This window comes from Ralstonia flatus (genome assembly GCF_958439105.1).
Classification (GTDB): Bacteria; Pseudomonadota; Gammaproteobacteria; order Burkholderiales; family Burkholderiaceae; genus Ralstonia; species Ralstonia flatus.
This window is the reverse complement of sequence record NZ_CAUDLI010000015.1, coordinates 67654-94413: the sequence shown is the minus strand read 5'-3', so window position 1 is coordinate 94413 and position 26760 is coordinate 67654. Positions and strand designations below refer to the sequence as shown.

General features: G+C 64.0%; 23 protein-coding genes. 3 read left to right on the top strand and 20 right to left on the bottom strand.

All coding sequences use genetic code 11. The annotated features are described in order from the left end of the window. Positions 1-42: 42 nt before the first annotated feature. From R2676_RS25340 to rpsB, 19 genes are all read right to left on the bottom strand, one after another. Positions 43-939 (bottom strand): metal-dependent hydrolase, encoded by an 897-nt coding sequence (locus R2676_RS25340; RefSeq protein ID WP_206271830.1) that lies wholly within the window; start codon positions 937-939, stop codon positions 43-45. A gap of 32 nt (positions 940-971) precedes the next feature. After that, positions 972-2780 carry an SDR family oxidoreductase gene (locus R2676_RS25335; protein WP_316857649.1) on the bottom strand — a complete coding sequence of 603 codons (1809 nt, stop codon included), beginning with the start codon at positions 2778-2780 and terminating at the stop codon, positions 972-974. A gap of 17 nt (positions 2781-2797) precedes the next feature. Then, positions 2798-3673 carry a M24 family metallopeptidase gene (locus R2676_RS25330; RefSeq protein ID WP_206271832.1) on the bottom strand — a complete coding sequence of 292 codons (876 nt, stop codon included), beginning with the start codon at positions 3671-3673 and terminating at the stop codon, positions 2798-2800. Positions 3674-3815: 142 nt separating this feature from the next. After that, positions 3816-4598: a TrmH family RNA methyltransferase gene (locus R2676_RS25325; protein WP_206272282.1), complete on the bottom strand. Its 783-nt coding sequence runs from the start codon at positions 4596-4598 to the stop codon at positions 3816-3818. Positions 4599-4620: 22 nt separating this feature from the next. Next, positions 4621-5319 (bottom strand): ribonuclease HII, encoded by a 699-nt coding sequence (rnhB, locus tag R2676_RS25320; RefSeq protein ID WP_027677462.1) that lies wholly within the window; start codon positions 5317-5319, stop codon positions 4621-4623. 4 nt (positions 5320-5323) lie between these two features. Then, complete coding sequence (lpxB, locus tag R2676_RS25315) at positions 5324-6457, bottom strand: lipid-A-disaccharide synthase (protein ID WP_410482507.1); 1134 nt, start codon at positions 6455-6457, stop codon at positions 5324-5326. Between the two features lie 41 nt (positions 6458-6498). After that, entirely contained in the window at positions 6499-7314 is an 816-nt protein-coding gene (gene lpxA / locus R2676_RS25310; protein ID WP_027677464.1) for an acyl-ACP--UDP-N-acetylglucosamine O-acyltransferase, read from the bottom strand. Then, positions 7311-7817 (bottom strand): 3-hydroxyacyl-ACP dehydratase FabZ, encoded by a 507-nt coding sequence (gene fabZ, locus R2676_RS25305; protein WP_206272280.1) that lies wholly within the window; start codon positions 7815-7817, stop codon positions 7311-7313. The genes lpxA and fabZ overlap by 4 nt, the downstream gene beginning before the upstream one ends. Continuing rightward, positions 7814-8887 carry a UDP-3-O-(3-hydroxymyristoyl)glucosamine N-acyltransferase gene (lpxD, locus tag R2676_RS25300; RefSeq protein ID WP_206272279.1) on the bottom strand — a complete coding sequence of 358 codons (1074 nt, stop codon included), beginning with the start codon at positions 8885-8887 and terminating at the stop codon, positions 7814-7816. Before lpxD ends, fabZ begins: the two co-directional genes overlap by 4 nt. A gap of 10 nt (positions 8888-8897) precedes the next feature. Then, complete coding sequence (locus R2676_RS25295) at positions 8898-9449, bottom strand: OmpH/Skp family outer membrane protein (protein ID WP_004626688.1); 552 nt, start codon at positions 9447-9449, stop codon at positions 8898-8900. After that, on the bottom strand, positions 9449-11746 hold the full coding sequence (gene bamA, locus R2676_RS25290; RefSeq protein WP_027677467.1) for an outer membrane protein assembly factor BamA: 2298 nt from the start codon (positions 11744-11746) through the stop codon (positions 9449-9451). The genes R2676_RS25295 and bamA overlap by 1 nt, the downstream gene beginning before the upstream one ends. A gap of 115 nt (positions 11747-11861) precedes the next feature. Continuing rightward, the gene (gene rseP, locus R2676_RS25285) at positions 11862-13250 is read right to left on the bottom strand and encodes an RIP metalloprotease RseP (protein WP_102067123.1); all 1389 of its coding nucleotides are present in this window, start codon (positions 13248-13250) and stop codon (positions 11862-11864) included. A gap of 86 nt (positions 13251-13336) precedes the next feature. Beyond that, positions 13337-14527 (bottom strand): 1-deoxy-D-xylulose-5-phosphate reductoisomerase, encoded by a 1191-nt coding sequence (ispC, locus tag R2676_RS25280; protein WP_206272278.1) that lies wholly within the window; start codon positions 14525-14527, stop codon positions 13337-13339. 11 nt (positions 14528-14538) lie between these two features. Then, positions 14539-15357: a phosphatidate cytidylyltransferase gene (locus R2676_RS25275; protein ID WP_206272277.1), complete on the bottom strand. Its 819-nt coding sequence runs from the start codon at positions 15355-15357 to the stop codon at positions 14539-14541. 3 nt (positions 15358-15360) lie between these two features. Further along, complete coding sequence (gene uppS, locus R2676_RS25270; RefSeq protein ID WP_206272276.1) at positions 15361-16137, bottom strand: polyprenyl diphosphate synthase; 777 nt, start codon at positions 16135-16137, stop codon at positions 15361-15363. Between the two features lie 52 nt (positions 16138-16189). Then, positions 16190-16750, bottom strand: a complete 561-nt coding sequence (gene frr, locus R2676_RS25265; protein ID WP_027677472.1) for a ribosome recycling factor — start codon at positions 16748-16750, stop codon at positions 16190-16192. Between the two features lie 176 nt (positions 16751-16926). Beyond that, entirely contained in the window at positions 16927-17637 is a 711-nt protein-coding gene (pyrH, locus tag R2676_RS25260; RefSeq protein ID WP_009238238.1) for a UMP kinase, read from the bottom strand. Between the two features lie 290 nt (positions 17638-17927). Continuing rightward, on the bottom strand, positions 17928-18818 hold the full coding sequence (gene tsf / locus R2676_RS25255; protein WP_027677473.1) for a translation elongation factor Ts: 891 nt from the start codon (positions 18816-18818) through the stop codon (positions 17928-17930). A 272-nt stretch (positions 18819-19090) separates the two neighbouring features. Continuing rightward, the gene (gene rpsB, locus R2676_RS25250; RefSeq protein ID WP_009238240.1) at positions 19091-19834 is read right to left on the bottom strand and encodes a 30S ribosomal protein S2; all 744 of its coding nucleotides are present in this window, start codon (positions 19832-19834) and stop codon (positions 19091-19093) included. A 304-nt stretch (positions 19835-20138) separates the two neighbouring features. Between rpsB and map the strand changes: the two genes are divergently transcribed. The 3 genes from map (at position 20139) to R2676_RS25235 (ending at position 25537) form a co-directional block, all read left to right on the top strand. Further along, positions 20139-20963: a type I methionyl aminopeptidase gene (map, locus tag R2676_RS25245; RefSeq protein ID WP_027677474.1), complete on the top strand. Its 825-nt coding sequence runs from the start codon at positions 20139-20141 to the stop codon at positions 20961-20963. A 118-nt stretch (positions 20964-21081) separates the two neighbouring features. Next, the gene (locus tag R2676_RS25240; protein ID WP_206272275.1) at positions 21082-23670 is read left to right on the top strand and encodes a [protein-PII] uridylyltransferase; all 2589 of its coding nucleotides are present in this window, start codon (positions 21082-21084) and stop codon (positions 23668-23670) included. Continuing rightward, a complete protein-coding gene (locus R2676_RS25235; RefSeq protein ID WP_206272274.1) occupies positions 23654-25537 on the top strand; it encodes a pseudouridine synthase in 1884 nt (627 codons plus the stop codon). Before R2676_RS25240 ends, R2676_RS25235 begins: the two co-directional genes overlap by 17 nt. Before the next feature lie 75 nt (positions 25538-25612). On the opposite strand, the gene R2676_RS25230 is transcribed toward R2676_RS25235, so the two are convergent. Then, positions 25613-26734: an alpha/beta fold hydrolase gene (locus tag R2676_RS25230; protein ID WP_206272273.1), complete on the bottom strand. Its 1122-nt coding sequence runs from the start codon at positions 26732-26734 to the stop codon at positions 25613-25615. Between the last annotated feature and the right edge of the window lie 26 nt (positions 26735-26760).

Here is a 26760-nt window from a genome sequence, read left to right as displayed (position 1 = left end):
ATTGCACCGGCCGTTTTGTTTTTCTGCCGGCCGCCCAGCCAGTCAGGCGCGGTCACGCACCCAGTTGCCGCCGTGCGCCGCGGCCTGCGCTGCCGGCGATGTTTCCAGATAGGCCAGCGCCTGCTCGGTCGAGCCTTCATGATGCGGCGTATAGCTCGGCCGGAAATAGCGCAGCGCGGCCCCCAGCATCTTCCAGAACGAGGGCAGGCAGTTACGCCGCGAGCCATGCCACCAGCCGCGGATAAAGCCGGGAAACCTGCCCGCGCCCGGATCGCGCTTGTGCATGAAGCGGAAGCCCGTCACCAGGAAATACAGCAGCAACAGGATCGTGGTCAGCATGTGGAAGCAGCGTTCGAGATACGTGCCGCCCATGTGCCGGAAGATGTCGAAGGCGACGGTACGGTGCTCGACTTCCTCCGCGCCATGCCAGCGCAACAGGTCCAGCATGACGGGATCGGCCTGGGCGGCGTCCAGCCCCTTTGCGTTGAGCACCCAATTGCCCAGATAGCCGAAAAAGTGCTCGAGTGCGGCGATGATACCGAGTTGCTGCCGCAGCCAGAAACGCGTGTGACCGATCTTCAGACCCAGCGGCTGTTCGCCGAGCACCTTGGAGAACAGCCAGTCGAGCCGCTTGGTGAACGGCTGGGTATCGATGCCGTGGTCTTTGTAGTAATGCGTCAGCACGCCGCCATGCGAGCGCGAATGGACGGCCTCCTGGCGCAGAAAGCCCTCGGCGTCGGCGCGCAGCTTCGCGTCGGCAATCAGCGGCAACACCTTGTTGTAGACGCGGCAGAACCACAACTCGCCCGCGGGAAACAACAGATTCAGGATGTTGATGATGTGCGTGCTGGACGGATCGCCGGGAACCCACTGGATAGGCGTGTCCTTCCAGTCGAAACGGACGTGGCGGGCCTTGATGAAGTAGTCGGGCGCGGTCATGGTGGTTTCCGGATGTTCTTGTCGGCGCGGGTTCAATGCCCGGCCATGCTCACGCGCGCGATCAGCCGGCTGAGCCACTGCGCATAGCGCGAGATGAAGCGCGACGAATGCGCCTCGATGCCGATCGTGACGACGGGCTTGTTGTATTGAATCGCGCGGAACATGGCTTTCGCGACGGTCTCGGGCTTGAGGCCACGCAGTTGGTAGAGCTTCGTCGCGCGGGCGCGCAGTTGCGCCTGCTGTGCCTCGGTTGTGCCGGTGTAGACCGTGGAGGCCATGATTCCCGTCTCGGCAAAGCCGGGGCAGATGGCCGACACGCCAATGCCCTGCCCGGCCAGCTCGCCGCGCATGCATTCGGACAGCATCAGCACCGCGGCCTTTGTCGTCGCATAGGCGGCAAGATCGCGCGATGGCGCAAAGGCCGCTGCCGATGCGGTGTTCAGGATGTGCCCGCCCTGCCCTCGCGCCACCATTTGCTTGGCGAACAGCCGGGCGCCGTGAATCACGCCCCACACATTCACGTGCAGGATGCGTTGCCAATCGCGCTCGGACGTGTCGACAATGCCGCCTGCCATGCCGATGCCCGCATTGTTGACGACGATGTCGGCGCCGCCCAGTTCTTTGCCGACCCAATCGACCAACGCTTCCATCTGCTCGGCGTTGCCGACGTCGACGGTACGCGCCCACGCCTTGCCGCCGGTGAGGCGGATGAGCTTGGCGGTGCGCTCTGCGTCTTCAGCATGAATGTCGACGGCGACAATGGCTGCGCCTTGCGCCGCGAATTCCAGCGCCGCGCAACGACCGATGCCGCTGCCGGCCCCCGTGATGACAGCGAGCTTGCCGGACAGCGGTTTGCGCTCGCCTTGCTGACGCGCGCGCTGCAGCGCTTCGGATTCCGGCTTGCCCTCGGCGTGCTCGATCAGCTCGCGCGCCATCTCGGCCATGCGCGCGGCATGCGTGACCGGCAGCCAGTGCCGTGCCACAACCTCGCGGCGCCAATATTGCGGCACCCAGCGCGAGAGGTCTTCGGACAACGCCGGGCTGACGTACTTGTCCAGCGTCGGCACGATCACCTGCACCGGCGCATGTGCGACACGTTTGCGCGGCGTGAACAGGCTGCGGATGAAGTTGGCGCGATACAGCGACACACCGCGCACGCCATCGGCCGTCTGCGTTGCGCGCGGCACGATGGCGGTCTTCTCGACACGACGCAGCACACGCGGCCACGCGCGCCCCAGCCACAGGCGCCAGCTCAGTTCCGGCACGATCGGCAAATGGAACAGCAGCACGTACCACGAGCGCACGAGCTGCCCGACCATCTTGCCCAGCGACGACGGCGTCGGGCGCAGCAGTCGCGCGCGCATCCAATGCCCGACGTGGTCCAGGCACGGCCCCGAGCACGACGTGTATGACGCAATGCGGCCGCGCAGGCGCGCCTCCGTCACGAATTCCCACGACTGGATCGAACCCCAATCGTGCGCGATCAGGTGCACGGGCTTGCCGGGGCTCAGCGCATCGATCACGGCGATGAAGTCGTCGGTCAACCGCGCGAAGGTGTAATTGCGCATCCCGCTGGGCGAACTCGACCGGCCTGCGCCCCGCACGTCGTAGGCAACGACGTAGTAGTCGCGCGCGAGCAGCGGTGCCATCTCGTGCCAGACCTCGCTGTTGTCGGGATAGCCGTGCACCAGCACGACGGTCGGATGCGCCGGGTTGCCCCACGTCTTGACGGCGAGGGAGACGCCGCCGGACTGCACCATCCGCTCCGAATAGTCGTTGGGCGAAACCGCTGCGGGCGATTCGAACAACGCCAGCGGGGCCTCTTCAAGAAGCGTTTTCATCTGGGCCTCCGCGTACGTCAGGCAGCGCGCTGCTGCCCGAGTTGACGCTGCTGCCAGCGGCGCACGTGCGGCAGATCGTCGTCGAGCCAGTAGGCGTCGTCTTCGGTGATGACGAGCAGCTCCTCGAACTTGGCCCCCACGCCATGAAAGCCCAGGTGCGGCTCGACGGCCCACAGGCCCGGCACCGGCGCGTGTTCGGATCGACGATCGATCGACCACAGCGGCGACCACCCTTCCTGCTTACCGCTGCGCACCTGGTCAAGGATCAGGTTGCGCGTGGCGTTCAGCCCGAAGCGCGCAACGAAACGCGGCTTCGACGGGCTGTCGAGCTTGGCCACGCGATGCGCCAGCACTTTGAACGGATACGCCTTGTGACGCGGCTCCACGCCCTGCTTCATGCAGAGTTGGTCCACCGCACGTGCCACATCGGCCATGGACCGGCGCTCGCGGATCAAACGCACGATCAACTCGCGATGCGCCATCAGGTCGTCCTGCAGCTGATCGAGCATGGCGTTTTCGCCGAGACACGTGGCATAGCCGACATCGGCGATCACGCCATTGCGCACGGGCGCCACGTCGAGGATGACCGGCATGTTCTCTTCCAGCCGCCGCGACGACGGAAAGAACGCCAGGTTGAAGCCGGCCATATGCGTCAGGCCCGAAAAGCCCTGGAACGCGGTGCGGTCGCCAAACCACGCGAACGGCTTGTGCAGCCAGTCATGGACGCCACGATCGCCAAGCCACTCGGTGAGCAGCTTGGCCGCGTCCTTCTCGGTCATGCCGGGGCGCAGCATGCCGCCGACGGCTTCGACGCACGCGTAAGCGAGCTGCTGGATTTCGCGAAACTGGGCGAGTTCGTCGACATGGACGCGCGCCAGGCTGGGGTTCGGCATGCCGGTCTCCTTGAGTCTGGGTATCGAGGGCGCTCGATGGCGCCGCGCCCAATGTTCCATTACTCAATGTCAAAGTCAATGCGGGACTTTTCTGGCGTTTGAAAACGCCGTATGACCGGTAATCGACAGAAAAAAGAGAGGGTTACGCCGCGCGGCGTTGTCGCACGGCCTCAAACAGGCAGATCGCTGCTGCGGCAGCCACATTGAGCGACTCCATGCCGCCCGGCTGGGGAATCGTCACCGGCGTCGTCACGGCAGAAAGCCATTCCTCCGACACGCCCGCGCCTTCGTTGCCGAACACCCAACCCACAGGTGTATTGAGCGGCACATCGAACACCGCCTGCTTGGCGTGCGACGAGGTCGCCAACAGCGGCACCTGAAGCCGCGAATGCACGCTTTCGAAGGTGCAGTGCTCAACGATATTCAGGTGGAAATGCGCACCCATGGCGGCGCGCAATGTCTTGGCCGACCACGCGAACGCGCAGCCCGGCGTCATGAAGACATCGCGCACGCCGGCGGCGGCCGCACACCGCAGGATGGAACCAACGTTGCCGGCGTCCTGGATGCCATCCAGGACGACGCAGTCTGCATCGATCGTCTGCGGCAACTTGCCCTCCGGCGTCTCGACCAGCGCCATCAGATCGACACCGTTGACGACGGTGGTGAGTTGGCCAAACAGGTTATCCGCCAGCAGGATGACGGTGTCCGGATCGACGCGATCGAGCACCGCGGCCACTTCCGGGTGCCGGATATGGCGCTCCGAAACCAGGCATTGCGCCGGCATATGGCCCGCATCCAGATACGCCACGACGAGATGCACGCCATCGAGCACGGATTGCCCCGCGCGCCGACGATGCTGCGTCGAGCCCGAAAGCGCCTTGAGATGCTTGAACACCGCGTTGTCGCGGGAAGTGATGTGCTTCACGAATGGGCCCAGCGGAAAAAGGTCAGTCGTCCCAGGCGCTGCCTGCAGCGGTGGTTTCGATGCTGATCGCGCTCATCCCCTCCAGCGCACGACGCACGGGCGCAAACGAGCGGCGATGATGTGGCGTTACGCCATGCAGGTCGATCGCGGCGAGATGCTGCGGCGTGCCATAGCCGGCATGGACGTCAAAACCATAGAGCGGAAACTCGGTATGCAGCGCTGCCAACTGGCGATCGCGCGTCACCTTCGCCAGGATGGATGCCGCTGAAATGGCCGGCACCAGCGCATCGCCCTTGACGATGGCCTCCACCGCAAACGCCACCTGCGGGCAGCGATTGCCGTCCACCTGCACGAGATCGGGCAGCGTGCCCAGTGCTGCCACGCCGTGCACCGCGCGCTGCATGGCGAGCATGGTCGCGTGCAGGATGTTGATGCGATCGATTTCTTCGACGGTGGCTTCTGCCACGTGCCAGGCAAGCGCCTTTTCGACGATCTCGTCGTAGAGCGCTTCACGCTTCTTGGCGGTCAGGATTTTGGAGTCGGCCAAGCCCTTGATCGGCTTGCGCGGATTGAGCACGACCGCTGCAGCCGTCACCGGCCCGGCCAAGGGCCCGCGGCCAGCCTCATCCACGCCGCACAGGATGCGACGCGCACGCTTGGCCGCCGGCTCTTGCGAGAGCAGCAAGCCAAGCTGATCGGGATTGGGTTTGCGGGAAGCCATGGACTCAAAGCTTACCGCGACTGCGCAGCAGGTCGACCACGACTTTCGCGCCGATCTCGGCCATGTTCTGCTTGAGCGTCAGGTGCATCTGCGTGAAGTGTTCACGCAGGAACGCGGCATTGCCATGGTCGCTCAGCTGCAGTAGCGTTTCGCGCGCGAGTGCCTCGGGCGTTGCGTCATCCTGCAGCAGTTCCGGCACGACAAAGCGGCCGGACAGGATGTTCGGCAGCCCAACATACGGCAGATAGCCTTTGCGCTTCATGATCTGCGCGGTCAACCAGGGCACCTTGTAGGTGATGACCATCGGCTTCTTGTACAGCGCCGCTTCCAGCGTGGCCGTGCCGCTGGCCAGCAGGATCACGTCAGCGGCTTCCATGGTGGCGTGCGACTGACCATCGACGACCCACAGATGCAGGCCCGGATGCTCCGCGCGCATGGCATCGATGCGCTCGCGCAGCGTCGCATTGGCCGCCGGCAGCACAAACGCCAGATCCGGCTCGACCGCCTGCATGCGCGACATCGCCGCAAACAGCGTCGGCCCGAGATGCTTCACTTCGGAATTCCGGCTACCCGGCAGAACCGCAACGACCTTGCGGCCCAACGGCAGCCCCAGGTGCGTGCGAGCACCCTCCACGTCCGGCACCAGCGGAATCTCGTCCGCCAGCGGATGCCCGACGTACGTGGCCGGAATGCCAGCCTTGGCGTAAATCTCGGGCTCGAACGGGAACAGACAGAGGATATGGTCGACGGCGCGAGCGATCGTCTTGATACGACCCGCTCGCCAAGCCCAGATCGACGGGCTCACGAAATGCACCACCGGCACACCCGCCTGCCGCATGGCGATCTCGACGTTGAAATTGAAGTCGGGCGCGTCCACGCCGATGAACGCCAGCGGGGGCGCAGTCAGCAGGTTCTGCTTGAGTTCCTTGCGAATCGTGAGAATCTCGCGCAGCTGGCCGAGCACTTCCACGTAGCCGTTGACCGACAGCTTGTGCATCGGCCAGTTCGACTGGAAACCCTGCTCCGCCATGCGTGCCCCGCCGATGCCGTTGTAGGCGATGTCGTCAGGCAGGTGTGCGCACAATCCCTTCAGCAGCAGCGAGGCCAGCAGATCGCCGGAAGCCTCGCCGGCCACCATGCCGATGCGGCGCACCGGCGTGGCGTTCTGTGGCTGCTCGCTCAACGCACGATGCCGCGCTTGGTGGCGGCAATGAAATCAGCAAATGCGGTCAACACCTCGCGGGTCGGGGCGTCATCCGCCTGAGCGATCTGCGCGGCGATTTCCGCCTTGGCCTGATCAAAGCTCAGATCGCTCTTGTAGAGCAGCTTGTATGCCTGGCGCAGCGCGGTGATCTGCTCGGCTGTAAAGCCACGGCGGCGCAGGCCTTCCACGTTGATGCCGTGCGGTGCGGCCTTGTTGCCGCCCTTGTCGCTGGCGGCGATCACGAACGGCGGCACATCCTGCACCAGCGCCGATGCGCCCCCCAGCATGGCATGCGCGCCGATGCGCACGAACTGGTGTACGCCCGACATGCCGCCGAGGATCGCCCAGTCGCCCACTTCCACGTGGCCCGCGATCTGCGCGTTGCTCGAGAACACCGTGTGGTTACCCACGCGGCAATCGTGCGCGATATGCACGTAGGCCATGATCCAGTTGTCGTCGCCGATGGACGTGATGCCGGCATCCTGCGCCGTGCCGGTATGGATCGTGGTGAATTCACGGATCGTATTGCGATCGCCGACGATCAGCTGCGTCGGCTCGTCGCGATACTTCATGTCCTGGGGGCGACCACCCACCGATGCGAAGTGGCCGATGCTGTTGTCACGGCCCAGCGTCGTGTAGCCCTCCACCACCGTGTGATGACCGACGCGCGTGCCCGCGCCCATGCGCACGTTCGGGCCCACGACCGTGAACGCACCGATCTCGACGCTCGAATCCAGTTCGGCCTTCGGATCGATCTGCGCGGTCGGGTGGATCTTCTGTGCTTGCGTCATGCCTCGCCCTTGGACTTGTCTTCGCGCACGGCACACATGATCTCGGCTTCCACGGCGACTTCGCCGTCAACCTTGCCGTACACCTTGAACTTCCACATACCGCTCTTCGAGCGCAGCAGCTCAGCCGTCATCACAAGCTGGTCGCCCGGGATCACCTGCCGCTTAAAGCGCGCACCATCGATGCTCACAAACAGGTAGAGCTGGTTTTCCTTGCGCTCGTGGTCTGCCTCGCCGAAGGTCAGCAGCGCAGCGGTTTGCGCCAGCGCCTCAAGCATCAACACGCCCGGCATCACCGGGTGGCCGGGGAAGTGCCCGTTGAAGAACGGCTCGTTGAACGTCACGTTCTTGATGGCCGTAATCGACTTGCGCGGCTCCAACGAGATCACGCGGTCAACCAGCAGCATCGGATAGCGATGCGGCAGCAGGTCGAGAATCTTCTTGATGTTGAAATCGCAGACGACGCTGGGGGTCGCGCTCGTCGTCGCATTCGTTGCTTCGGTCATGATTGTTGCTGCAGGTCTTTGACCCGCTGTTCCAGTTGTTGCAACCGTTCGCGCATGCGCGTCAGGCCTCGGACGATGGCCGCGTTACGCTCCCAGTCGCCGTGCGGCATGAATGGGAAAACGCTGGTGAAATGGCCACCGGGCTTGGTGATGGATTTGGTAATGGATGTGCCGCCCGAGACGGTCACGCGATCAGCAATGGTCAGGTGGCCGGCAAAATTGGCCGCGCCGCCGATGATGCAGTAGCGCCCGATCTTCGTGCTGCCGGAAATGGCAGCGCAGCCGGCGATCACGGTATAGGCGCCCACGTGCACGTTGTGCGCGATCTGCACCTGGTTGTCGATCTTGCAGCCTTGCTCGACCACCGTATCGGCCATCGCGCCGCGGTCGATGGCGGTGTTCGCGCCGATCTCCACGTCGTCGCCAATCACGGCTCGGCCAACCTGCGGAATCTTCACCCATTCGCCGCCCTGCGGACCAAAGTCCGGGGCAAAGCCGAAACCATCCGCGCCGATCACAACGCCGCTATGCAGAATGCAACGCGCCCCGACCACGCAGCCGTGATAGATCGAAACGTTCGCGTACACCAACGTGTCGTCGCCAATGCGCGCACCGGCCCCAACGAAACTGTTGCCAGCGATGCGCACACGCTCGCCAAGCACAGCACCGGCTTCAATGGTGACGTTCGGGCCAATGGAGCAGGATGCCGGCACCGTGGCGCCCTCTTCCACGCTGGCAGTCGGATGAATGCCCGGCACTACGGGGCGCGCTGCCAGCGCAACAAAGCGCTGGGCGACACGGGCAAACGCAGCATACGGATTGGCCGCAATGAGCCAGTTCCGGCCAGCAGCGTGGCCCTGGCCTTCGAGTGTTTCCAGATCGCGGGGCGACACGATGATCGCGCCCGCGCCGGAACTCACAGCCTGATTGAGGTACAGCGGATTGGAAAGAAAAGCGAGCTGATCGGCACCCGCTTGATCCAGCGGCGCGATCGACTTGACGATCAGGCCTGCGTCACCCTGGACGGTCGCGCCGAGCGACGCGGCAAGTTCACCAAGCGAAAACGACATGCGGACAACCTCATTTGGCCGATTGCGAATTCAGCGCCTTGAGCACCTCGTCCGTGATGTCGATGCGCGGGTTCACGTACACGGCTTCCTGCACGATCAGGTCGTACTTGCGCTGCTCTGCAATCGAGCGGATCACGCGATTGGCGCGCTCGAGCACCTGGGCCAGCTCTTCATTGCGACGCTGGTTCAGGTCTTCACGGAATTCGCGCTGCTTGCGCTGGAAGTCGCGGTCGAGGTCCGACAGTTCACGCTGACGGCGGTTGCGATCGGAATCGGCCAGCACGGCCGAATCCTTATCCAGCTTGTCAGACATGCCCTTGAGCTTGGCAGCCATGTCCTGCAGTTCGCGATCGCGCTTGGCGAACTCCGTTTCCAGCTTGGCCTGGGCGGCCTTGGCAGGTTGCGAGTCGCGCAGGATACGCTCGGAATTGACGGCAGCAATGCGCGCTTCCTGCGCCGTGGCCGGCAGCGCGAAGCTGGCAGCGGCAAGTGCGGCGAAAGCAGCGGACACGCCCATGCGGGACAACGTGATGCGCGTGGATTTCATGATGAATGCAGTCATTAGAATGCAGTCCCGATCTGGAACTGGAAGCGTTGCGTTTGATCTTCGGTCTTGCGCTTGATCGGGAAGCCCATGCTGATCTTCAGCGGGCCGATCGGCGACAGCCACGACAGACCGAAACCAGTGGAGTAGCGCATGTCGCCCAGCTTGTACGGCTGACCTTCGGCGAACACGTTACCGTAGTCGAAGAACGTGAACAGGCGAACCGTGCGGTCCACGCCAGAACCGGGCAGCGGGAAGATGAATTCCACGTTGCCGACGAACTTGCTGGCGCCACCGATGGCCACGCCGTTGGCGTCGCGCGGGCCCAGCGTGCTGGTTTCGTAACCGCGCACCGAGCCGATACCGCCCGCGTAGTAGTTCTTGAAGACCGGGAAGTCCTTGCCGCCGTAACCGTGGCCGTAACCGATTTCGTTGTTGAACGCCATCGTGAACGACTTCGACAGCGGGTAGAAATACTGGTGCTGGTAGTACGCACGGAAGTACTGCAGATCGCCGCCCGGGATACCGAATTCCAGGTTGGCCTGCTGATAACGGCCGCGCGTCGGCACCAATGCGCTGTCACGCTGATCCTTCGACCAGCCGATGGTGATCGGGAAGTTGTTGGTGATACGGCCGTTCTTCGCGACGTAATTCTGGTAAGCCAGCGGCGTGTTGGTCGTCACGTCGATGGTCGTGCGCTCGTAGCCGATGCCGAAGAAGACGGTATCGGTTTCCGAGAACGGCACGCCAAACTTGACGTTGCCGCCTTGTTGCACAACGCGGTAGTCCTGGTCACCCGTGTAGTACAGCGGGCGGTACGTGCGGTAGTACAGTTCCGTCGAACGGCTGATGCCATCCACCGTGAAGTACGGATCGAACTGCGTCACCGCAATCGTGCGGTTCGACTTGGACGTGTTCACATCCAGGCCGAGGCTCGTACCGGAGCCGAACACGTTGTCCTGACGAATACCCGCCGACAGCACCAGCTTGTCGGTCGACGAGAAGCCCACGCCCAGGTTGATCTGGCCAGTCGGCTTTTCGGTCACGTTGACGTTCACATCGACCTGGTCAGTCGTGCCGGGCACGTCTTCCGTCGTGATGTTGGCATCGGTGAAGTAACCGGTGCGGTTCACGCGATTCTGCGACAGTTGCAGTTTCTCGCCATCGAACCACGACGCTTCCATCTGGCGCATTTCGCGGCGCACGACTTCGTCGCGGGTCTTGCTGTTGCCGACCACGTTCACGCGACGCACATACACACGGCGGCCCGGATCCACGACCAGCGTGAGCGCAACCGTGCGATCCGACTGGTTGATCTGCGGCTGCGGATTGATGGTGGCGAAAGCGTAGCCGTACGTGCCGAGCAGATCGGTAATCGACTTGGTCGTCGACGACAGCTTGGCCGACGAGAAGACATCGCCCTGCTTAAGCTTGATGAGCTTCTCCATCTCGGCCTGCTTGCCGAGCAGCTCACCGGTCAGCTTGATGTCCGACACCTTGTACTGCTCACCCTCGTGGATGTTCAGCGTCAGGTAGATGTCCTTCTTGTCCGGCGTGATCGACACCTGGGTCGACTCGATTGCGAATTCCAGGTAGCCGCGATCCAGATAGAACGAGCGCAGCGCTTCGAGGTCGGCCGTGAGCTTCTGCTTCGAGTACAGATCGTTCTTGGTGTACCACGACAGCCAATTGGGCGTGGACAGTTGCATCTCGTCGCGCAGGTCGCCTTCCTTGAAGGCCTTGTTGCCGACGATATTGATCTGGCGAATCTTGGCGGTCGGGCCTTCGTCCACCGTGAAGGTGATCGACACGCGATTGGCGTCGACCGGCGTCACGGTCGTCGTCACCTCGGCCGCGTAGTAGCCGCGCGAAACATATTGGCGCTTGATTTCCTGCTCGGCGCGGTCGATGAGGGATTTGTCGTAGTAACGAGCCTCTGCCACGCCCACGCCACGCAGCGTACGACGGAGCGCTTCCTTGTCGAACTCCTTGAAGCCGATGAATTCGAGCTGCGAGATCGCCGGACGCTCTTCCACACGCACCACCAGCACGTTGCCTTCGGAGCGGATCTGCACGTCCTTGAAGAAGCCGGTGTTATAGAGCGCGCGGATCGATTCGGCGCCCTTCTCGTCGGTGAAGGTCTCACCCACCTTCACGGGCAGATAGCCGAACACGGTACCCGGCTCGACGCGCTGCACCCCCTCCACGCGAATGTCCTTGACGACGAACGGCTCCACTGCATGAGCCTGACCGGCAGTGACGGTCAGCACGGAAGCCGCCAGCACGCTGAGCGGGAAGCGATGTTGTCTGATCAATCTAATCCCCTAGTTGGATTCAATCGGAATCCACTTCTGAGTGTTTTCAAAACCCTGAGTTGCCCGCTCACGCCGGTGGCAACGATGCGGCTGACCGACCCAATTTGAATACGGTCTAGCCTCGAGTCAAAAACAACCGACTCAAATCGTTGTACAGGGCGAGCGAAGTGAGAAGCAGGATGCAGGCGACGCCGATCTTCTGAAGGACTGCTTGCCAGGATTCCGGCACGGGTCGGCCAGTCAAAAATTCCACGCAATAATACAGCAAATGCCCCCCATCCAATACCGGAACGGGCAATAAGTTCAGCACGCCGAGACTGACGCTGATCAACGCGAGAAAGCTCACAAACGTCTGCCAGCCAAGGCTTGCCGCCTTGCCCGCAAAGTCCGCCACCGTGATCGGCCCGCTCAGATTCTGCAGCGATGCCTGACCGACGATCATCTTGCCCAGCACCTGCAGCGACAGCACCGAAGTCCGCCAGACCTCACCGACGGCATGCCCCAAGGCGGCGACCGGCTCGTCCCGGATCATCGCCGTTTCCACCTTCTGGTTGAGTTGTGCGCCCAGCTTGCCGATCTTCGGCCCCGTGGGGTTCTTGGGATCGGCGTCTGCATCCGGGCGAACGGGCAACGTCATGGGCTGATCGTTGCGGAGGATATCGATCGAGGCGTTTTGCTCGGGCATGGCGCGGATCTGGCGGATGAGGTCCATCGCCTGATCGGCCGGCTGGCCCGCGAAGCGCACGATCTGGTCACCCGCCCGCAACCCCGCGCGTGCCGCGGCACTGCCCGGCAGTACGTCGACGATGGTGACGGGGCCGCCGAGCAGGCGCAAACCAATCTGGTCAATCACGTCGGCCTGCGGCGTGCGGGCAGCGCTCGGCAAGCCCTGCAGGCGGACGGTACGTTCGACTCCATCCGTGCCGCGCACTTGCACAAGCGCGTCGCGCCCGGCGATGCCAGCCGAGTACAACCGCATGCGGACATCGCTCCAACTGCGCACGGCGGCAGGCGCTTCGCCGTCCGTGCCGATTGCGATCACGCGGTCCCGTGCGCGCAGGTCGGCCTGCGCGGCGATGCTGCCCGGCGGCGGTGCGCCCAGAATAGGCACCGGCTCGATCGCACCCACCCATGCCAGCACGGCATAAAGCGCAATTGCGAGGAGGAAATTAGCGATCGGGCCCGCGGCGACGATGGCGAATCGCTTGTAGACCGGCTGGTGGTCGAACGTGCGCGGGAGATCTTCCGGGAGGATGGGCGGGTCTTTCTCGGGGTCCCGAGCGCCCTCGCCGAGCATCTTGACGTAGCCGCCTAGCGGAATGGCGCAGATCGTCCATTCGGTGTGGTCGGGCCCACGGCCGACACGGCGGAACAGCACCTTGCCGAAGCCAACGGAAAACCGGAGCACCTTGACGCCGCACAAGCGCGCGACGCTGTAGTGGCCCAGTTCGTGAATGACGATCAGTACCGCGATCGCAAAGACAAACGCTAAAACGGTCTGCAAAACCATCTCCGGATGCACTGAAGGGCACGCGCCGGGGTGCCCGGCGCGAAGCCGCTATGTTACCCGCTTGCTCTGACGGGGCGCTTTCACGCGGCCGGCAGTTGCGCGCATACGGTCGCGATATAGCGCTCAGCCTGCTGACGCGCCTGGGCGTCGGCAGCAAAAACGGTGTCGAGCGAGTCGGCCGGCACGATCGTGGTGTGGGCGAGCGTGTCGGCCACCACCGCGGCAATCTCGGTGAACCGGATTCGGCGCTGTAAAAATGCCTCGACGGCCACCTCGTTGGCCGCGTTCAGCGCAGCAGGTGCCGTACCACCGGCGCGCAGTGCGTCGAAGGCCAACGCCAGACACGGGAAGCGGCGCAGATCCGGTGCCTCGAACGTCAGTGCACCCGTGGTGACGAGATCGAGAAGCGGAACGCCGGCCTCAATGCGCTCAGGGTAGGCCAGACCGTAGGCAATCGGCGTGCGCATGTCGGGATTGCCCAGCTGCGCCAGCACCGAGCCATCGTCGTAGCCGACCATCGAATGGATGACACTCTGCGGGTGGATCAGGACTTCGAGATGCTCGACCGGCACGCCGAACAGCCAGTGCGCCTCGATCACCTCCAGCCCCTTGTTCATCATGGTGGCGGAATCGACCGAGATCTTGCGCCCCATCACCCAGTTCGGATGCGCGCAAGCCTGATCTGGCGTGACATCAGCGAGGGACTCCACGGCGCGCGTGCGGAACGGGCCGCCCGACGCCGTCAGGACGATGCGCGACACGCCGCGTCCAAACTGCGGAACTTGCTGCGGCAAGCATTGGAAGATGGCGTTGTGCTCGCTGTCGATCGGGAGCACGGTGGCGCCATGCTGACGCACCGCGTCCATGAAGAGCGCGCCGGACATGACCAGCGCTTCCTTGTTGGCCAGCAGCACGCGCTTGCCGGCGCGCACAGCCGCGAGCGTCGGGCGCAACCCCGCTGCGCCGACGATGGCCGCCATCACGGCATCGCAGTCGGGGTGGCCCGCAGCCTCTTCCAATGCCTCGCTGCCGAAACGGATGTCGATGCCGGCGGCCTCTGCGCCCAGTTGGTCACGCAATGCATCCGCCGCGACCGCCGAACCAAGCACCGCCATCTTCGGGCGAAACTCGCGGCAGAGCACCGCGAGCTTGTCGGCCTGGGCGTTGGCGGTCAGCGCAAAGACGCTGTACTTGTCGGGGTGACGGCGCACCACGTCGAGCGTGCTGTCGCCAATGGAGCCGGTGGCGCCAAGAACGGTCAAACGCATCATGTTCAGACGCCTCAGGAAATCAGCAGCGCAGCCAGCGGAAACACCGGCAGCAGCGCGTCGATACGATCGAGCACGCCGCCGTGGCCGGGCAACAGGCGGCTGCTGTCCTTCATGCCGACCTGACGCTTGAGCAGGGATTCAAACAAATCGCCGCCGACGCTTGCAGCCACCAGAAGGATGGTCAGCACCAGGGCGACGACGGCGCCGCGCTGGTCAAACTGGTGCGAAAACCACGTCGGCGCAAACCAGTGCGTGACGCCGGCCACGGTGGCAATCACTGCAACCAGCACGGCGCCGCCAATCGCACCTTCCCACGACTTGCCAGGGCTGATGGTCGGTGCGAGCTTGCGGCGGCCAATGGCCTTGCCGACAAAATACGCACCCACATCGGCCGCCCACACGAGCAACGCGACCGACAGCAGAAAGGCGACGCCGTGCGTGCGCAATTCAATGGCGCCATGCACAAATGCCGGCAGCATCACCAAGCCCAGCAGCACGAAAACGATCCTGCGTGTGCCGTGCAACTCGCGCACGCCCCCGGCCAGCAGCGCCCAGGCGATCACCCAGGCGATGACTGCGCCGTGGAACAGCGGCTGCACATCGCCGCGAACGGGAATGTCGTGCCAGGTGATCGTCAGCACGACGACAACGACGGCATAGAGAATCGGCCCCCACCAGCCCGGCAGGCGGACGAGACGCCCCCACTCCCACGCGGCGAGGGCTGCAAATACCGTCACCAACCCGGCCAGGCCGGCGGGCGGCGCGAAGAACAGAATGGGCAGGATGACAATCAGCAGGCAGACAGCGGTAACGACGCGAGTCAGCAGCATGTGTCAGGCTCCGGCGGATAGCGCGGGGGGAACATCGGGCTCGAGCTGCGCGCTGGTACGGCCAAAGCGACGCTCGCGGTTGCGATACCACGCGAAGGCGCGATCGAGTTCTGCAGCATCGAAGTCGGGCCAGTAGCGATCGGTGAAGTAGAGCTCGGAATAGGCAAGCTGCCACAGCAGGAAGTTGCTGATGCGCTGCTCGCCACCGGTGCGGATGAACAGATCCGGCTCTGGCGCGTAGGACAGTGCCATGTACGGCGCCAGCATCTCTTCGGTAATGGCCTCAGGTGCAATGCCGGGCCGCGCCGCCAACAACGCGCGCATGGCCTGCAGGATGTCCCAGCGCCCACCGTAGTTGGCGAGGATCGTCACCGTCAGACCGGGGTTGGCAGCCGTCTTCGCCTCGGCTTCGCGAATCAACAGCTGGATGCGCGGGCTGAACGCGGACAGATCGCCCACCACGCGCAGGCGGATGCCGTTATCGTGCAGCTTGCCCACTTCGCGACGCAGCGCCGTCATGAAGAGTTTCATGAGGAAGGTGACTTCGTCGGCCGGACGACGCCAGTTTTCGGAGCTGAAGGCAAACAGGGTCAAGTACCCGACGCCACGGCGTGCCGCTGCTTCAACGGTTGCACGCACGGCATCGAGGCCGCGGCTATGGCCGGCCACGCGCGGCAGGTGCCGTTCGGTGGCCCAGCGGCCGTTACCGTCCATGATGACGGCAACGTGGCGCGGCGTGTCGGCGGTGTCTGGCACCGCCAGTGTGGAACTGATATGCATGAATCGGGCTTCCCGCCACCTGCGCCCAATGCGCCGGCGACGGGAGACGGCCTTACACCGTCATGATTTCCTTGTCTTTCTCGGCGACCAGCTTGTCGATTTCGGCGACGAACTTGTCGGTCAGCTTCTGGACGTCGTCACCACCGCGACGCTCGTCGTCTTCCGAGATGGCCTTGTCCTTCACCAGCTTCTTGAGCTGTTCATTGGCGTCGCGACGCAGGTTGCGCACAGCGACCTTGGCATCCTCGCCCTCGCCCTTCACGACCTTGGTCAGCTCCTTGCGGCGCTCTTCGGTCAACGCGGGGGTCGGCACGCGAATGATGTCGCCCATCGTGGCAGGGTTCAGGCCGAGGTCCGCCTCACGGATGGCCTTCTCGACGGCTTGCACCATCTTCTTTTCCCACGGCTGCACGCCGATCGTGCGTGCGTCCACCAGCGTCACGTTGGCAACTTGGCTGATCGGCACCATCGAGCCGTAGTAGTCGACTTGCACGTGATCGAGCAGACCGGTGTGGGCACGGCCAGTACGGATCTTGGCCAGATCCGCCTTGAGAGCCTCGATCGACTTCTGCATCTTCTGCTCGGCATTCTTTTTGACATCGGCGACGCTCATACTTCCTCCGAACGATAACGGCGGTCTGCCGAACTTGTGCCCCGGAACACGACACAGGGCACCGGCAAGACCAAAAAGACAATAGACGATTTTACATGGAAGCCGCTCGCCAACGCCATTCAAGCGGGGTCAGCGAACGGTAAAAAAGGCGCCTGCGATGAGGCTTTCCGCTGGCTTCAGACGTGGACCAGCGTGCCTTCGTCTTCACCCAGGATGACGCGCTTGAGCGCGCCCGGCTTCTGAATCGAGAACACCTTGATCGGCAGCTTCTGATCGCGGCACAAGGCGAAAGCGGTCGCGTCCATCACCTGCAGGTTGCGCGAAATGGCTTCATCGAAAGTGATGGTGGTGTAGCGGGTGGCGCTCGGGTCTTTCTTCGGATCGGCGGTGTAGACGCCATCAACCTTGGTGGCCTTGAGAACGATCTCGGCGCCAATTTCCGAGCCGCGCAGCGCGGCAGCGGTGTCGGTCGTGAAGAACGGGTTACCGGTGCCGGCCGCGAAAATCACGATCTTGCCCTCTTCCAACTGGCGAATCGCACGAGGGCGGATGTACGGCTCGACCACTTGGTCCAGGCGCAATGCGGATTGCACACGGCCTTCGAGGTTGGCGTGGCGCATGGCGTCCTGCAGGGCCAGCGCGTTCATCATGGTGGCCAGCATGCCCATGTAGTCGGCCGTTGCGCGATCCATGCCGGCCGCGCCGCCCGCGACACCGCGGAAGATGTTACCGCCGCCGATCACCACTGCCACCTGCACGCCCAGCTTCACGATTTCAGCGATGTCGTTGACCATCCCTTCGATGGTGCTGCGATTGATGCCGAAGGCATCGTCGCCCATCAGGGCTTCGCCGGAAAGTTTGAGTAGAACGCGCTTATAGGCAGGCATGGAGATCCTCGTGACGATTCCTGGTACGGGAGACAGGAAAGGGGGAAATGACGCTGCGGAGATGACAACGACGTGCAAAGCGGGACTTCGCACATCCCGCAACCTTCTTGCGCGGAAGCCGTCGGGAAAAACCCAACGATGCCCGCGCAAGCAGGCTGCACCTGCAAACAGGGCACCTTTCGGTGCCCTGTCTGTTTGGCATTATACGGCTGCGCCAACGGTGGAAACGCCCCCTGCCGGCCTGCGCCGGAAGGTGAATCGCCGCACCGTTGGAAACGGCCGCTGCAGCATTACGCCTGTTGCTTGGCGGCGGCCACTTGGGCAGCCACTTCAGCAGCGAAGTCGTCTTGCTTCTTCTCGATGCCTTCGCCCACCACGTACAGCGTGAAAGCCTTCACGGTCGTGTTGGCGGCCTTGAGCATCTGCTCAACGGTCTGCTTGTCGTTCTTCACGAACGGCTGGTTCAGCAGCGAGACTTCCTTCAGGTACTTCTGCACGCTGCCTTCCACCATCTTGGCAACGATTTCAGCCGGCTTGCCCGATTCGGCAGCCTTCTGCTCAGCAACGCTGCGCTCCTTGGCGACCAGATCTGCGGGCACGTCGTCAGCCGACAGCGACACCGGCTTCATGGCGGCAACCTGCATGGCCGCATCCTTGGCCGCAACTTCGTCACCCTCGTACGCCACCATCACGCCGATGCGGGCGCCGTGCAGGTACGACGTCAGCTTGGTGCCGTCGAAACGCTGGAAGCGGCGGATCGTCATGTTTTCGCCGATCTTGCCGATCAGGCCCACGCGCACGTCTTCAACGGTCGGGCCGAAGCCGTCTTGCGACAGCGGCAGCGCGCCGACAGCGGCAACGTCAGCCGGGTTGTTCTTGGCGATCAGTGCAGCCACCGAGTTGGCGAAGGCCAGGAACGAATCGTTCTTCGAGACGAAGTCGGTTTCGCAGTTGATTTCGACCAGCGCGCCGGTCGTGCCTTCCACTGCAGCCGCCACCACGCCTTCAGCGGTGACGCGCGAGGCGGCCTTGCCTGCCTTGTTGCCCAGCTTCACACGCAGGATTTCTTCGGCCTTTTCCAGGTTGCCTTCGGCTTCCGTCAGGGCCTTCTTGCATTCCATCATCGGCGCATCGGTCTTCGCGCGCAGTTCTGCCACCATGCTTGCGGTAATTGCCGCCATTTCATGCTCCTTGTTTCAGATCGTCGTCCGGTCGCGCGCTGAAAGGTCTTTGCGTTTTCGCTGCACGCCGGCCTGTCGTCCGGTTTCCATCCGGCCACCCCACGAGATACGACGCGTGTGGGACATCCGCATGACAAATTAAAAAAAAGGGGCGTTTATTACGCGCCCCTGTCTGGCCTTCACCTCGGATGCACCGCGTTCGCAGAACATCACCGATATGGCCTGACGCGCTTCCCGCTCGGCAATGCGGCGGGCGCGCGCCTTCTTGTGTATTAGCCTTCTTGGACTTCGACGAAGTCGTCGCCGCCACGAGCGGCCTCAACCACTTCCTGGACCGCGTTCGCACGGCCTTCCAGGATCGCGTCGGCCACGCCGCGCACGTACAGTGCAACAGCCTTGCTCGAGTCGTCGTTACCCGGGATGACGTAGTCGATGCCTTCCGGCGAGTGGTTCGTGTCGACCACGCCGATCACCGGAATACCCAACTTGGCAGCTTCGGTCACGGCAATCTTGTGGTAACCGACGTCCACCACGAAGATGGCGTCCGGAATGCCGCCCATGTCCTTGATGCCGCCAATGGACTTCACCAGCTTGTCCATTTCGCGTTCGAACATCAGCGCTTCCTTCTTGCTCATGGTTTCGGTCGCGCCGGCTTCCTTGGCGACTTCCATGTCCTTCAGGCGCTTGATCGAGGTCTTGACCGTCTTGAAGTTGGTCAGCATGCCGCCGAGCCAGCGGCTGTCGACGAACGGCATACCTGCGCGAGCCGCTTCTTCAGCCAGGATCTCACGCGATTGGCGCTTCGTGCCGACGAACAGGATGGTGCCCCGGTTGGCTGCCAGCTGGCGCACATACTTCAGTGCGTCCTGGTACATCGGCAGCGTCTTTTCCAGGTTGATGATGTGAATCTTGTTGCGATGGCCGAAGATGTAGGGGGCCATCTTGGGGTTCCAGAAGCGGGTCTGGTGGCCAAAGTGGACACCGGCTTCCAGCATTTCGCGCATGGTCACGGACATGAAATTCTCCAGTCGGGTTAGGTCTAAAGCCGCCTCAGACATCTTTCGCATGCGATACGAAAAACACCCGCGGTGAGGCGGCTCGCGATTTCAAGCGCTCCCGGCCACACGACCGGCAACTGCTTAGCCAGCGATTATAGCGGTAAAAACCCAATCGACTCAAGACCTTCCGAGCATTCGCGACAAACGGCGCAAGACGGGCGCCCACCGCCCGAAAACCCCGGCCGGGGCGCTTTGGTGCGATAATTCATGCTTTAGCCACGACGCGGCGCTCCAGGCGCTTGCGTGCAGAAAGAGTCACAGCATGGCCGTTACCATTCACACCGCCGAAGACATTGCGCACATGCGCGTGGCCTGCCGGCTTGCGTCCGAAGTTCTCGACTACATCACCCCGTTCGTCGTGCCCGGCGTGACGACGGGCAAGCTGGACCAGCTGTGCCACGCTTACATGCGTGACGTGCAAGGCACCGTGCCGGCACCGCTGAACTATGCGCCGCCGGGCTATCCGCCCTTCCCGGCATCGATCTGCACCTCGGTCAACGATGTGATCTGCCACGGCATTCCGGGCGACAAGGTGCTCAAGAATGGCGACATCGTCAACCTGGACATCACCGTCATCACCAAGGAAGGCTATTACGGCGATACCAGCCGCACCTTCGTTGTGGGTGAAGGCTCGATCCTCGCCAAACGCCTGACGCAGGTTACGTTCGAATGCATGTGGAAGGGTATCGCGGCGGTGCGCCCGGGCGCCCGCCTCGGCGACATCGGCCACGTGATCCAGCAACATGCAGAAGCTGCCGGCTATAGCGTGGTGCGCGAATATTGCGGCCACGGCATCGGCAAGAAATTCCACGAAGATCCGCAGATCCTGCATTACGGCCGCCCCGGCACCGGGATGGAGCTGAAGGCCGGCATGATCTTCACGATTGAACCGATGATCAACGCGGGCAAGCGCGATATCCGCACGATGCCCGACCAGTGGACGGTCAAGACGCGCGATCGCAGCCTGTCGGCGCAGTGGGAACACACGCTTCTTGTGACAGAGACCGGCCATGAAGTGCTGACCGTGTCGGCCCTGACGCCGCCGGCACCGGAATTCGTACACGAAGGCGCACCGGCCACGGCCTGATCATCGCGGGCGAGCCGCACCTTCAGAGGCAGCAGCGTCGCGCTGATCTCGCCCCGCCTCAGCTCAACTCCTGCAGCGACCGGCTCGTTCCGGTCGCTGTTTCATTCACGCTCCACTCATGCCCTCCGCTGCCGCCGCCCCTGCCGAAGAAGTCCAACCGCGCGACGCCCTGAAAGCTGAGCGCGCGCACCTGTTCGCGCAGTTCGACCAGCACGCCAACGTTCAGCAGCTCGTGACCAAGCTGGCACGCGCCGTTGACCGTGCGCTGGTGCGGCTCTGGCAGGAGGAGCAGATGCCAGCCGACTGCGCCCTGATTGCCGTGGGCGGCTATGGGCGCGGCGAGCTGTTCCCGTATTCCGACGTCGACATCCTCCTGCTGCTGCCGGGCACCGCCGACAAGGCACTGGAGGCGCGGCTGGAAGCCTTCATCGGCCGCTGCTGGGACATGGGGCTGGATATTGGCTCCTCGGTGCGCACGGTCGACGAGTGCATCAAGGAGGCCGCGCAAGACGTAACGGTACGCACCTCGCTGCTGGAAGCACGTCTACTGACCGGCGACGAAGGCTTGTACCGCACGTTCGAGACGCACTATCAGGGCCATCTGGATGCGGCCGATTTCTTCCAGTCGAAACTGCTGGAGATGCGCCAGCGGCATGCCAAGTACCAGGACACGCCCTACTCGCTCGAACCGAACTGCAAGGAAAGCCCCGGTGGCCTGCGGGATCTGCAGGTCATTCTGTGGATGACGCGGGCGGCTGGTTTCGGTTCAAGCTGGAACGAGCTGCTTGCCAATGGCCTGCTGACGCGCCGTGAAGCGCAGGAGCTGGCAAGCAATGAGCGCTTGCTCAAAACCGTCCGCGCGCGTCTGCACCTGCTGGCCGGGCGCCGGCAGGACGTATTGGTGTTCGACCTGCAGACGCAACTGGCCGAGTCGTTCGGTTACCGCCCGACCACCGCCAAGCGCGCGAGCGAACAACTCATGCGCCGCTATTACTGGGTCGCCAAGGCCGTCACGCAGCTCAATACCGTGGTGCTGCAGAACATCGAGGCGCGGCTGTTCCCCAGCGAGCTGGGTATCACGCGGCGGATCAACGATCGCTTTGTCGAGCGACAAGGCATGCTCGAGATTGCCGACGCCGATCTCTACCAGCGCGAGCCGACGGCCATCCTGGAAACCTTCCTGCTGTACGAGCAGACGCGCGGCATCAAGGGATTGGCTGCCAGCACGATGCGCGCGCTCTACAACGCGCGGACGTTGATGGACGCCAAATGGCGCAAGGATCCGGCCAATCGCGCGCTGTTCCTGTCGATCCTGCAGCAGCCGCAGGGCATCACGCACGCGCTGCGCCTGATGAATCAGACCAGCGTGCTCGGCCGCTACCTGGTCAATTTCCGCCGCATCGTCGGGCAGATGCAGCACGACCTGTTCCACGTCTACACGGTCGATCAGCACATCCTGATGGTGGTGCGCAACATCCGACGCTTCTCCATCGTCGAGCACACGCACGAGTTCCCGTTCTGCAGCCAGTTGATGGCGAACTTCGACAAGCCGTGGGTACTGACCGTGGCGGCGCTGTTCCATGACATTGCGAAAGGACGCGGCGGCGACCACTCCGTGCTGGGCATGTCCGACGCACGCCGCTTCTGCAAGGAACACGGCATCGCCAAGGAAGACGCCGACCTCATCGTCTGGCTGGTCGAGCACCACCTGACCATGAGCCAGGTCGCCCAGAAGCAGGACCTCGGCGATCCGGAAGTCATCCGCCATTTCGCCGATCTGGTCGGCACCGAACGTCGGCTGACTGCGCTGTATCTGCTCACCGTTGCCGACATCCGCGGGACCAGCCCGAAAGTGTGGAACGCGTGGAAAGGCAAGCTGCTGGAAGACCTGTATCGCATGACGCTGCGCGTGCTCGGCGGCGCCACGACCGATCCGCACGCGGTGCTCGAAAGCCGCAAGGAAGAAGCGCGCGCCCTGTTGCGTCTGGCCGCGCTGGACGACACCGCGCACGAAGCGCTCTGGAAGCAGCTCGACGTGGGCGTGTTCCTGCGTCACGACGCGCGCGACATCGCCTGGTTCACGCGGCACTTCTACAACCGCGTCGACACGACGATCCCGATCGTGCGCGCGCGCATTTCACCGGCGGGCGTCGGCCTGCAGGTGGCGGTGTATTCGCCGGATCGGCCCGATCTTTTTGCGCGCATCTGCGGCTACTTCGAGCGCAAGAGCCTGACGATTCTCGACGCCAAGATCCACACGACCAAACACGGCTACGCGCTCGACACCTTCCAGGTGGCCGATCCCAGCAGCGGCCTGGTGGAGCCCGGCCATTACCGCGACATCATCACGCTGGTCGAGCACGAACTCGCCGAGCAGATCTCGCGCGAAACCGCCCTGCCCGAACCGCCGCGTGGGCGCATCTCGCGCCAGTCGCGCAGCTTCCCGATCAAGCCGCGCGTCGACCTGCGGGCAGACGAACGCGGCCAGTACTACCTGCTCTCCATTTCTGCAACAGACCGCACCGGTCTGCTCTACGCCATTGCCCGCGTGCTCGCACACCGTCGCGTGTCGGTACACACCGCGCGCATCAACACGCTCGGCGAGCGCGTGGAAGACATTTTCCTGGTCGACGGCACCCGCCTGACCCAGGACAACAAACTGCAGCTCGAACTCGAAAGCGAGCTGCTCGATGCGCTCGCCATCTGAGCGCCAGCCTTACCGGTCTAGATTCATGACTACCGATTCCGATGATTTCCCGGGCGACGACGACAAGCGCCGCGCCAGCGACCCGACGCAGCGCGCCACCCGCCCGGGCAAGCGCACCACGCTCGGCGTGCGCCGCGATGACGAAGGCAATGCCGTGCGTTCGACCGGCAAGCCGCTGCGCTCGTCCGACCTGAACCGCGAGCGCCAGCCGCTGCGCCCTTCGCAACGCCGCCCCAAGCCGGAAGAAGGCACCGGCAAGCCCGCGCGCCCGGCACGCCCGCCCCGCCGCGACGACGACGGCCAGACGCGCGACGCCAAGCCACGCCGCATGCAAGGCGATCGCCCGCCTCGCCGGTTCGACGACGAGCGCCCGCCGCGCCGATTCAACGACGAGCAACGGCCGCCCCGCCGCTCTGATGATGAGCGTCCGCCGCGTCGTTTCGAAGATCGCCCGCCTCGCCGATTTGACGACGAACGTCCTCCGCGTCGCTTTGACAACGACCGCCCACCCAGGCGCTTTGACGATGAACGTCCGCCGCGCAGGTTCAGCGACGATCAACGCCCGCCCCGTCGTTTCGATGACGAACGCCCGCGCCGCTACGGCGATGATCAACGCGCACCGCGCCGCGATGGCGACCAACGTCCGCCGCGACGCTTTGATGATGAGCGTCCGCCGCGTCGTTTCGACGATGAGCAACGCCCGCCGCGCCGGTTCGAGGATCGCCCGCCACGCAAGTTCGGCGACGATCAACGGCCGCCCCGTCGCTTCGACGACGAGCGCCCGCGCCGCTACGGCGACGACCAACGCGCGCCGCGTCGTGATGGCGATCAGCGCCCTCCGCGACGCTTTGACGACGAACGTCCGCCTCGCCGGTACGGTGACGATCAACGCCCGCCGCGTCGATTCGACGATGAGCAGCGGCCGCCGCGGCGCTATGGCGATGACCGCGCTCCGCGTCGTTTTGACAACGACCGTCCGCCGCGCCGCTTCGAAGACCGTCCGGCCCGTCCGCAACGGCCCGAGCGCGAGCGTGAGGAGCGCGCGCCGCGTCATGCCGAGGAGCAGGCACCGCGCCAGGCCGCGCAAACCGAATCGAGTGGGCTGGTCCGTCTGTCCAAACGCATGTCCGAACTGGGCCTGTGCTCACGCCGCGAGGCCGATGAATGGATTCCGCGCGGCTGGGTATTGGTGGACGGCGAGCCCGTCACCGAGCTGGGGTCACGCGTCAAGCCGGATGCGGTCATCGAAATCCACCAGTCGGCGCGCTCGGAGCAAGGCGAGCGCGTGACCGTGCTGATGCACAAGCCGGTCGGTTATGTGTCCGGCCAGGCAGAAGACGGCTATCAGCCGGCGGTGTCGCTGTTCGTGCCGGAAAACCAATGGGAAGGTGACCCCACACGCAAGCGCTTCGCGCCGTGGCAGCGTCGGGCGTTGGCGCCGGCCGGTCGACTGGATATCGATTCCACCGGGCTGCTGGTGTTGACGCAGGACGGCCGCGTGGCACGCCACCTGATCGGCGAGGATTCAACGGTCGAGAAGGAATACCTGGTGCGCGTCGTGTGGCATTCGCCGGACGGCGTGGTCGAGCACGACCTCTCCAAGGTCTTCCCCGAAGAGCTGATGGAAAAGCTGCGCTTTGGCCTGTCGCTCGACGGCGAAGCACTCAAGCCCGCGAAGGTGAGCTGGCAGAACGAAGAGCAACTGCGCTTCGTGCTGCGCGAAGGCAAGAAACGCCAGATCCGCCGCATGTGCGAACAGGTCGGATTGGAGGTGGTGGGCCTGAAGCGCATCCGCATGGGCAGCATCGTGCTGGGCGATCTGCCGGTCGGCCAGTGGCGATTCCTGGGGCCGTTCGAGAAGTTCTGAGGCAGCCTCTGCCCCAACAAAAAACCGGTCAGCGCACCCTGCGTTGACCGGTTTTCTTTTTGCGCGCTGCCTACGTTACAGATGCGGAGCTTGGCAGGCTGCGCCCGAGGTGTTGGCCGACGCGGGCATGCCGAACACGGCTTGTGCGCCACAACGCGACCCGAACATCTTCGCCTGCTCGTGGCCTACGCCAACCACTTCGTGCGCCTGGTGGTTGACGCGCTTGCGCCCCGCCAGGTAGCGCTCGTAGCGCCAGTAGTTGCGGGCGCGATCAAGGCGCGTCGGGCCTTCGGCTTCCGCACCGCACAGCTTGTCGAGCACGCGGTGGTTCGGGTCGTTGTCGTTCGTGCCGACCAGGTAGGTCACGTGGCGCTGCGCATATCGGTTGAACAACTGACGGCCGGTCTTGCCGGCGGCATACGGGACCATATCCACCATGCCGTATTTGTAGTGATCGTAGTCCGGGCACACGCTGGTGCTGTAGCGCGCAAAGCCCTTGCCGCGCGGTCGCTCCGGCGTGAAATACAGATACGACGACGGGTTGGCGACCACATAGCGCAGATCGACGCCGCGCTTGCGGATGGCCTCGTCCACGTTGTTGAGCACGGCGTAGCGCTGCACGATCTGGCCGCCGCCCGAATGGCCTGCCACCGTCACGCGCTTGACGTTGGGCGCACGCGCCGGGTCGGTCACGTAGCCGATCAGGTCATCGAGCACCTTGAGCGAACTCAGGTCCGTGTACGGCGCATTGGTGGCGTTGAAGCCGCCGATCCAGCCATCCACCGACCATACCGGCATGCCGTCGAAGCCCTTGCCTTCATCCGGCGTGCCGGGAAAGTTCGGGGCGATCAGCAGGACTTCGTCGGGATTGCGGCCGCTGGCCTGGAGCAGATCGGCCCCAGCGGTGTAGTAGTCGTTGCCGTTGCGCTGCAGGCCATGCTGCACGAAGACGACTTCGCGAATGCGGCTCAGATCGCCGTCAAGCGGATGGTTGGCGTAGACGGGGAAATCGTAGCCCGCCGCATCGGTACCAAGATGCACGCGCTGCCAGACGGGCCCCTGAGGCTTCTGTGCAGCCGACGCAGCCGCTGTCGTTTCCGGCGTCTGCGGCCCCGCGCATGCGGCCAGCCCCAGCATCGCAGTCATGGCCACGCCAAGCGCCAACCGGCGCCAGCCCCTCAAACCATCGCGCTTCATATCGTCTCCGTGGTGGATGAAACACG

What these genes read in the sequence shown, in the direction of transcription:
- R2676_RS25340 (WP_206271830.1), bottom strand. Translation starts at nt 939, where the DNA reads ATGACCGCGCCCGACTACTTCATCAAGGCCCGCCACGTCCGTTTCGAC.
- R2676_RS25335 (WP_316857649.1), bottom strand. Translation starts at nt 2,780, where the DNA reads ATGAAAACGCTTCTTGAAGAGGCCCCGCTGGCGTTGTTCGAATCGCCC.
- R2676_RS25330 (WP_206271832.1), bottom strand. Translation starts at nt 3,673, where the DNA reads ATGCCGAACCCCAGCCTGGCGCGCGTCCATGTCGACGAACTCGCCCAG.
- rnhB (WP_027677462.1), bottom strand. Translation starts at nt 5,319, where the DNA reads ATGGCTTCCCGCAAACCCAATCCCGATCAGCTTGGCTTGCTGCTCTCG.
- lpxB (WP_410482507.1), bottom strand. Translation starts at nt 6,457, where the DNA reads ATGGTGGCCGGCGAGGCTTCCGGCGATCTGCTGGCCTCGCTGCTGCTG.
- lpxA (WP_027677464.1), bottom strand. Translation starts at nt 7,314, where the DNA reads ATGACGCAAGCACAGAAGATCCACCCGACCGCGCAGATCGATCCGAAG.
- fabZ (WP_206272280.1), bottom strand. Translation starts at nt 7,817, where the DNA reads ATGACCGAAGCAACGAATGCGACGACGAGCGCGACCCCCAGCGTCGTC.
- lpxD (WP_206272279.1), bottom strand. Translation starts at nt 8,887, where the DNA reads ATGTCGTTTTCGCTTGGTGAACTTGCCGCGTCGCTCGGCGCGACCGTC.
- R2676_RS25295 (WP_004626688.1), bottom strand. Translation starts at nt 9,449, where the DNA reads ATGACTGCATTCATCATGAAATCCACGCGCATCACGTTGTCCCGCATG.
- ispC (WP_206272278.1), bottom strand. Translation starts at nt 14,527, where the DNA reads ATGATGCGTTTGACCGTTCTTGGCGCCACCGGCTCCATTGGCGACAGC.
- R2676_RS25275 (WP_206272277.1), bottom strand. Translation starts at nt 15,357, where the DNA reads ATGCTGCTGACTCGCGTCGTTACCGCTGTCTGCCTGCTGATTGTCATC.
- uppS (WP_206272276.1), bottom strand. Translation starts at nt 16,137, where the DNA reads ATGCATATCAGTTCCACACTGGCGGTGCCAGACACCGCCGACACGCCG.
- frr (WP_027677472.1), bottom strand. Translation starts at nt 16,750, where the DNA reads ATGAGCGTCGCCGATGTCAAAAAGAATGCCGAGCAGAAGATGCAGAAG.
- pyrH (WP_009238238.1), bottom strand. Translation starts at nt 17,637, where the DNA reads ATGCCTGCCTATAAGCGCGTTCTACTCAAACTTTCCGGCGAAGCCCTG.
- tsf (WP_027677473.1), bottom strand. Translation starts at nt 18,818, where the DNA reads ATGGCGGCAATTACCGCAAGCATGGTGGCAGAACTGCGCGCGAAGACC.
- rpsB (WP_009238240.1), bottom strand. Translation starts at nt 19,834, where the DNA reads ATGTCCGTGACCATGCGCGAAATGCTGGAAGCCGGTGTCCACTTTGGC.
- map (WP_027677474.1), top strand. Translation starts at nt 20,139, where the DNA reads ATGGCCGTTACCATTCACACCGCCGAAGACATTGCGCACATGCGCGTG.
- R2676_RS25240 (WP_206272275.1), top strand. Translation starts at nt 21,082, where the DNA reads ATGCCCTCCGCTGCCGCCGCCCCTGCCGAAGAAGTCCAACCGCGCGAC.
- R2676_RS25235 (WP_206272274.1), top strand. Translation starts at nt 23,654, where the DNA reads ATGCGCTCGCCATCTGAGCGCCAGCCTTACCGGTCTAGATTCATGACT.
- R2676_RS25230 (WP_206272273.1), bottom strand. Translation starts at nt 26,734, where the DNA reads ATGAAGCGCGATGGTTTGAGGGGCTGGCGCCGGTTGGCGCTTGGCGTG.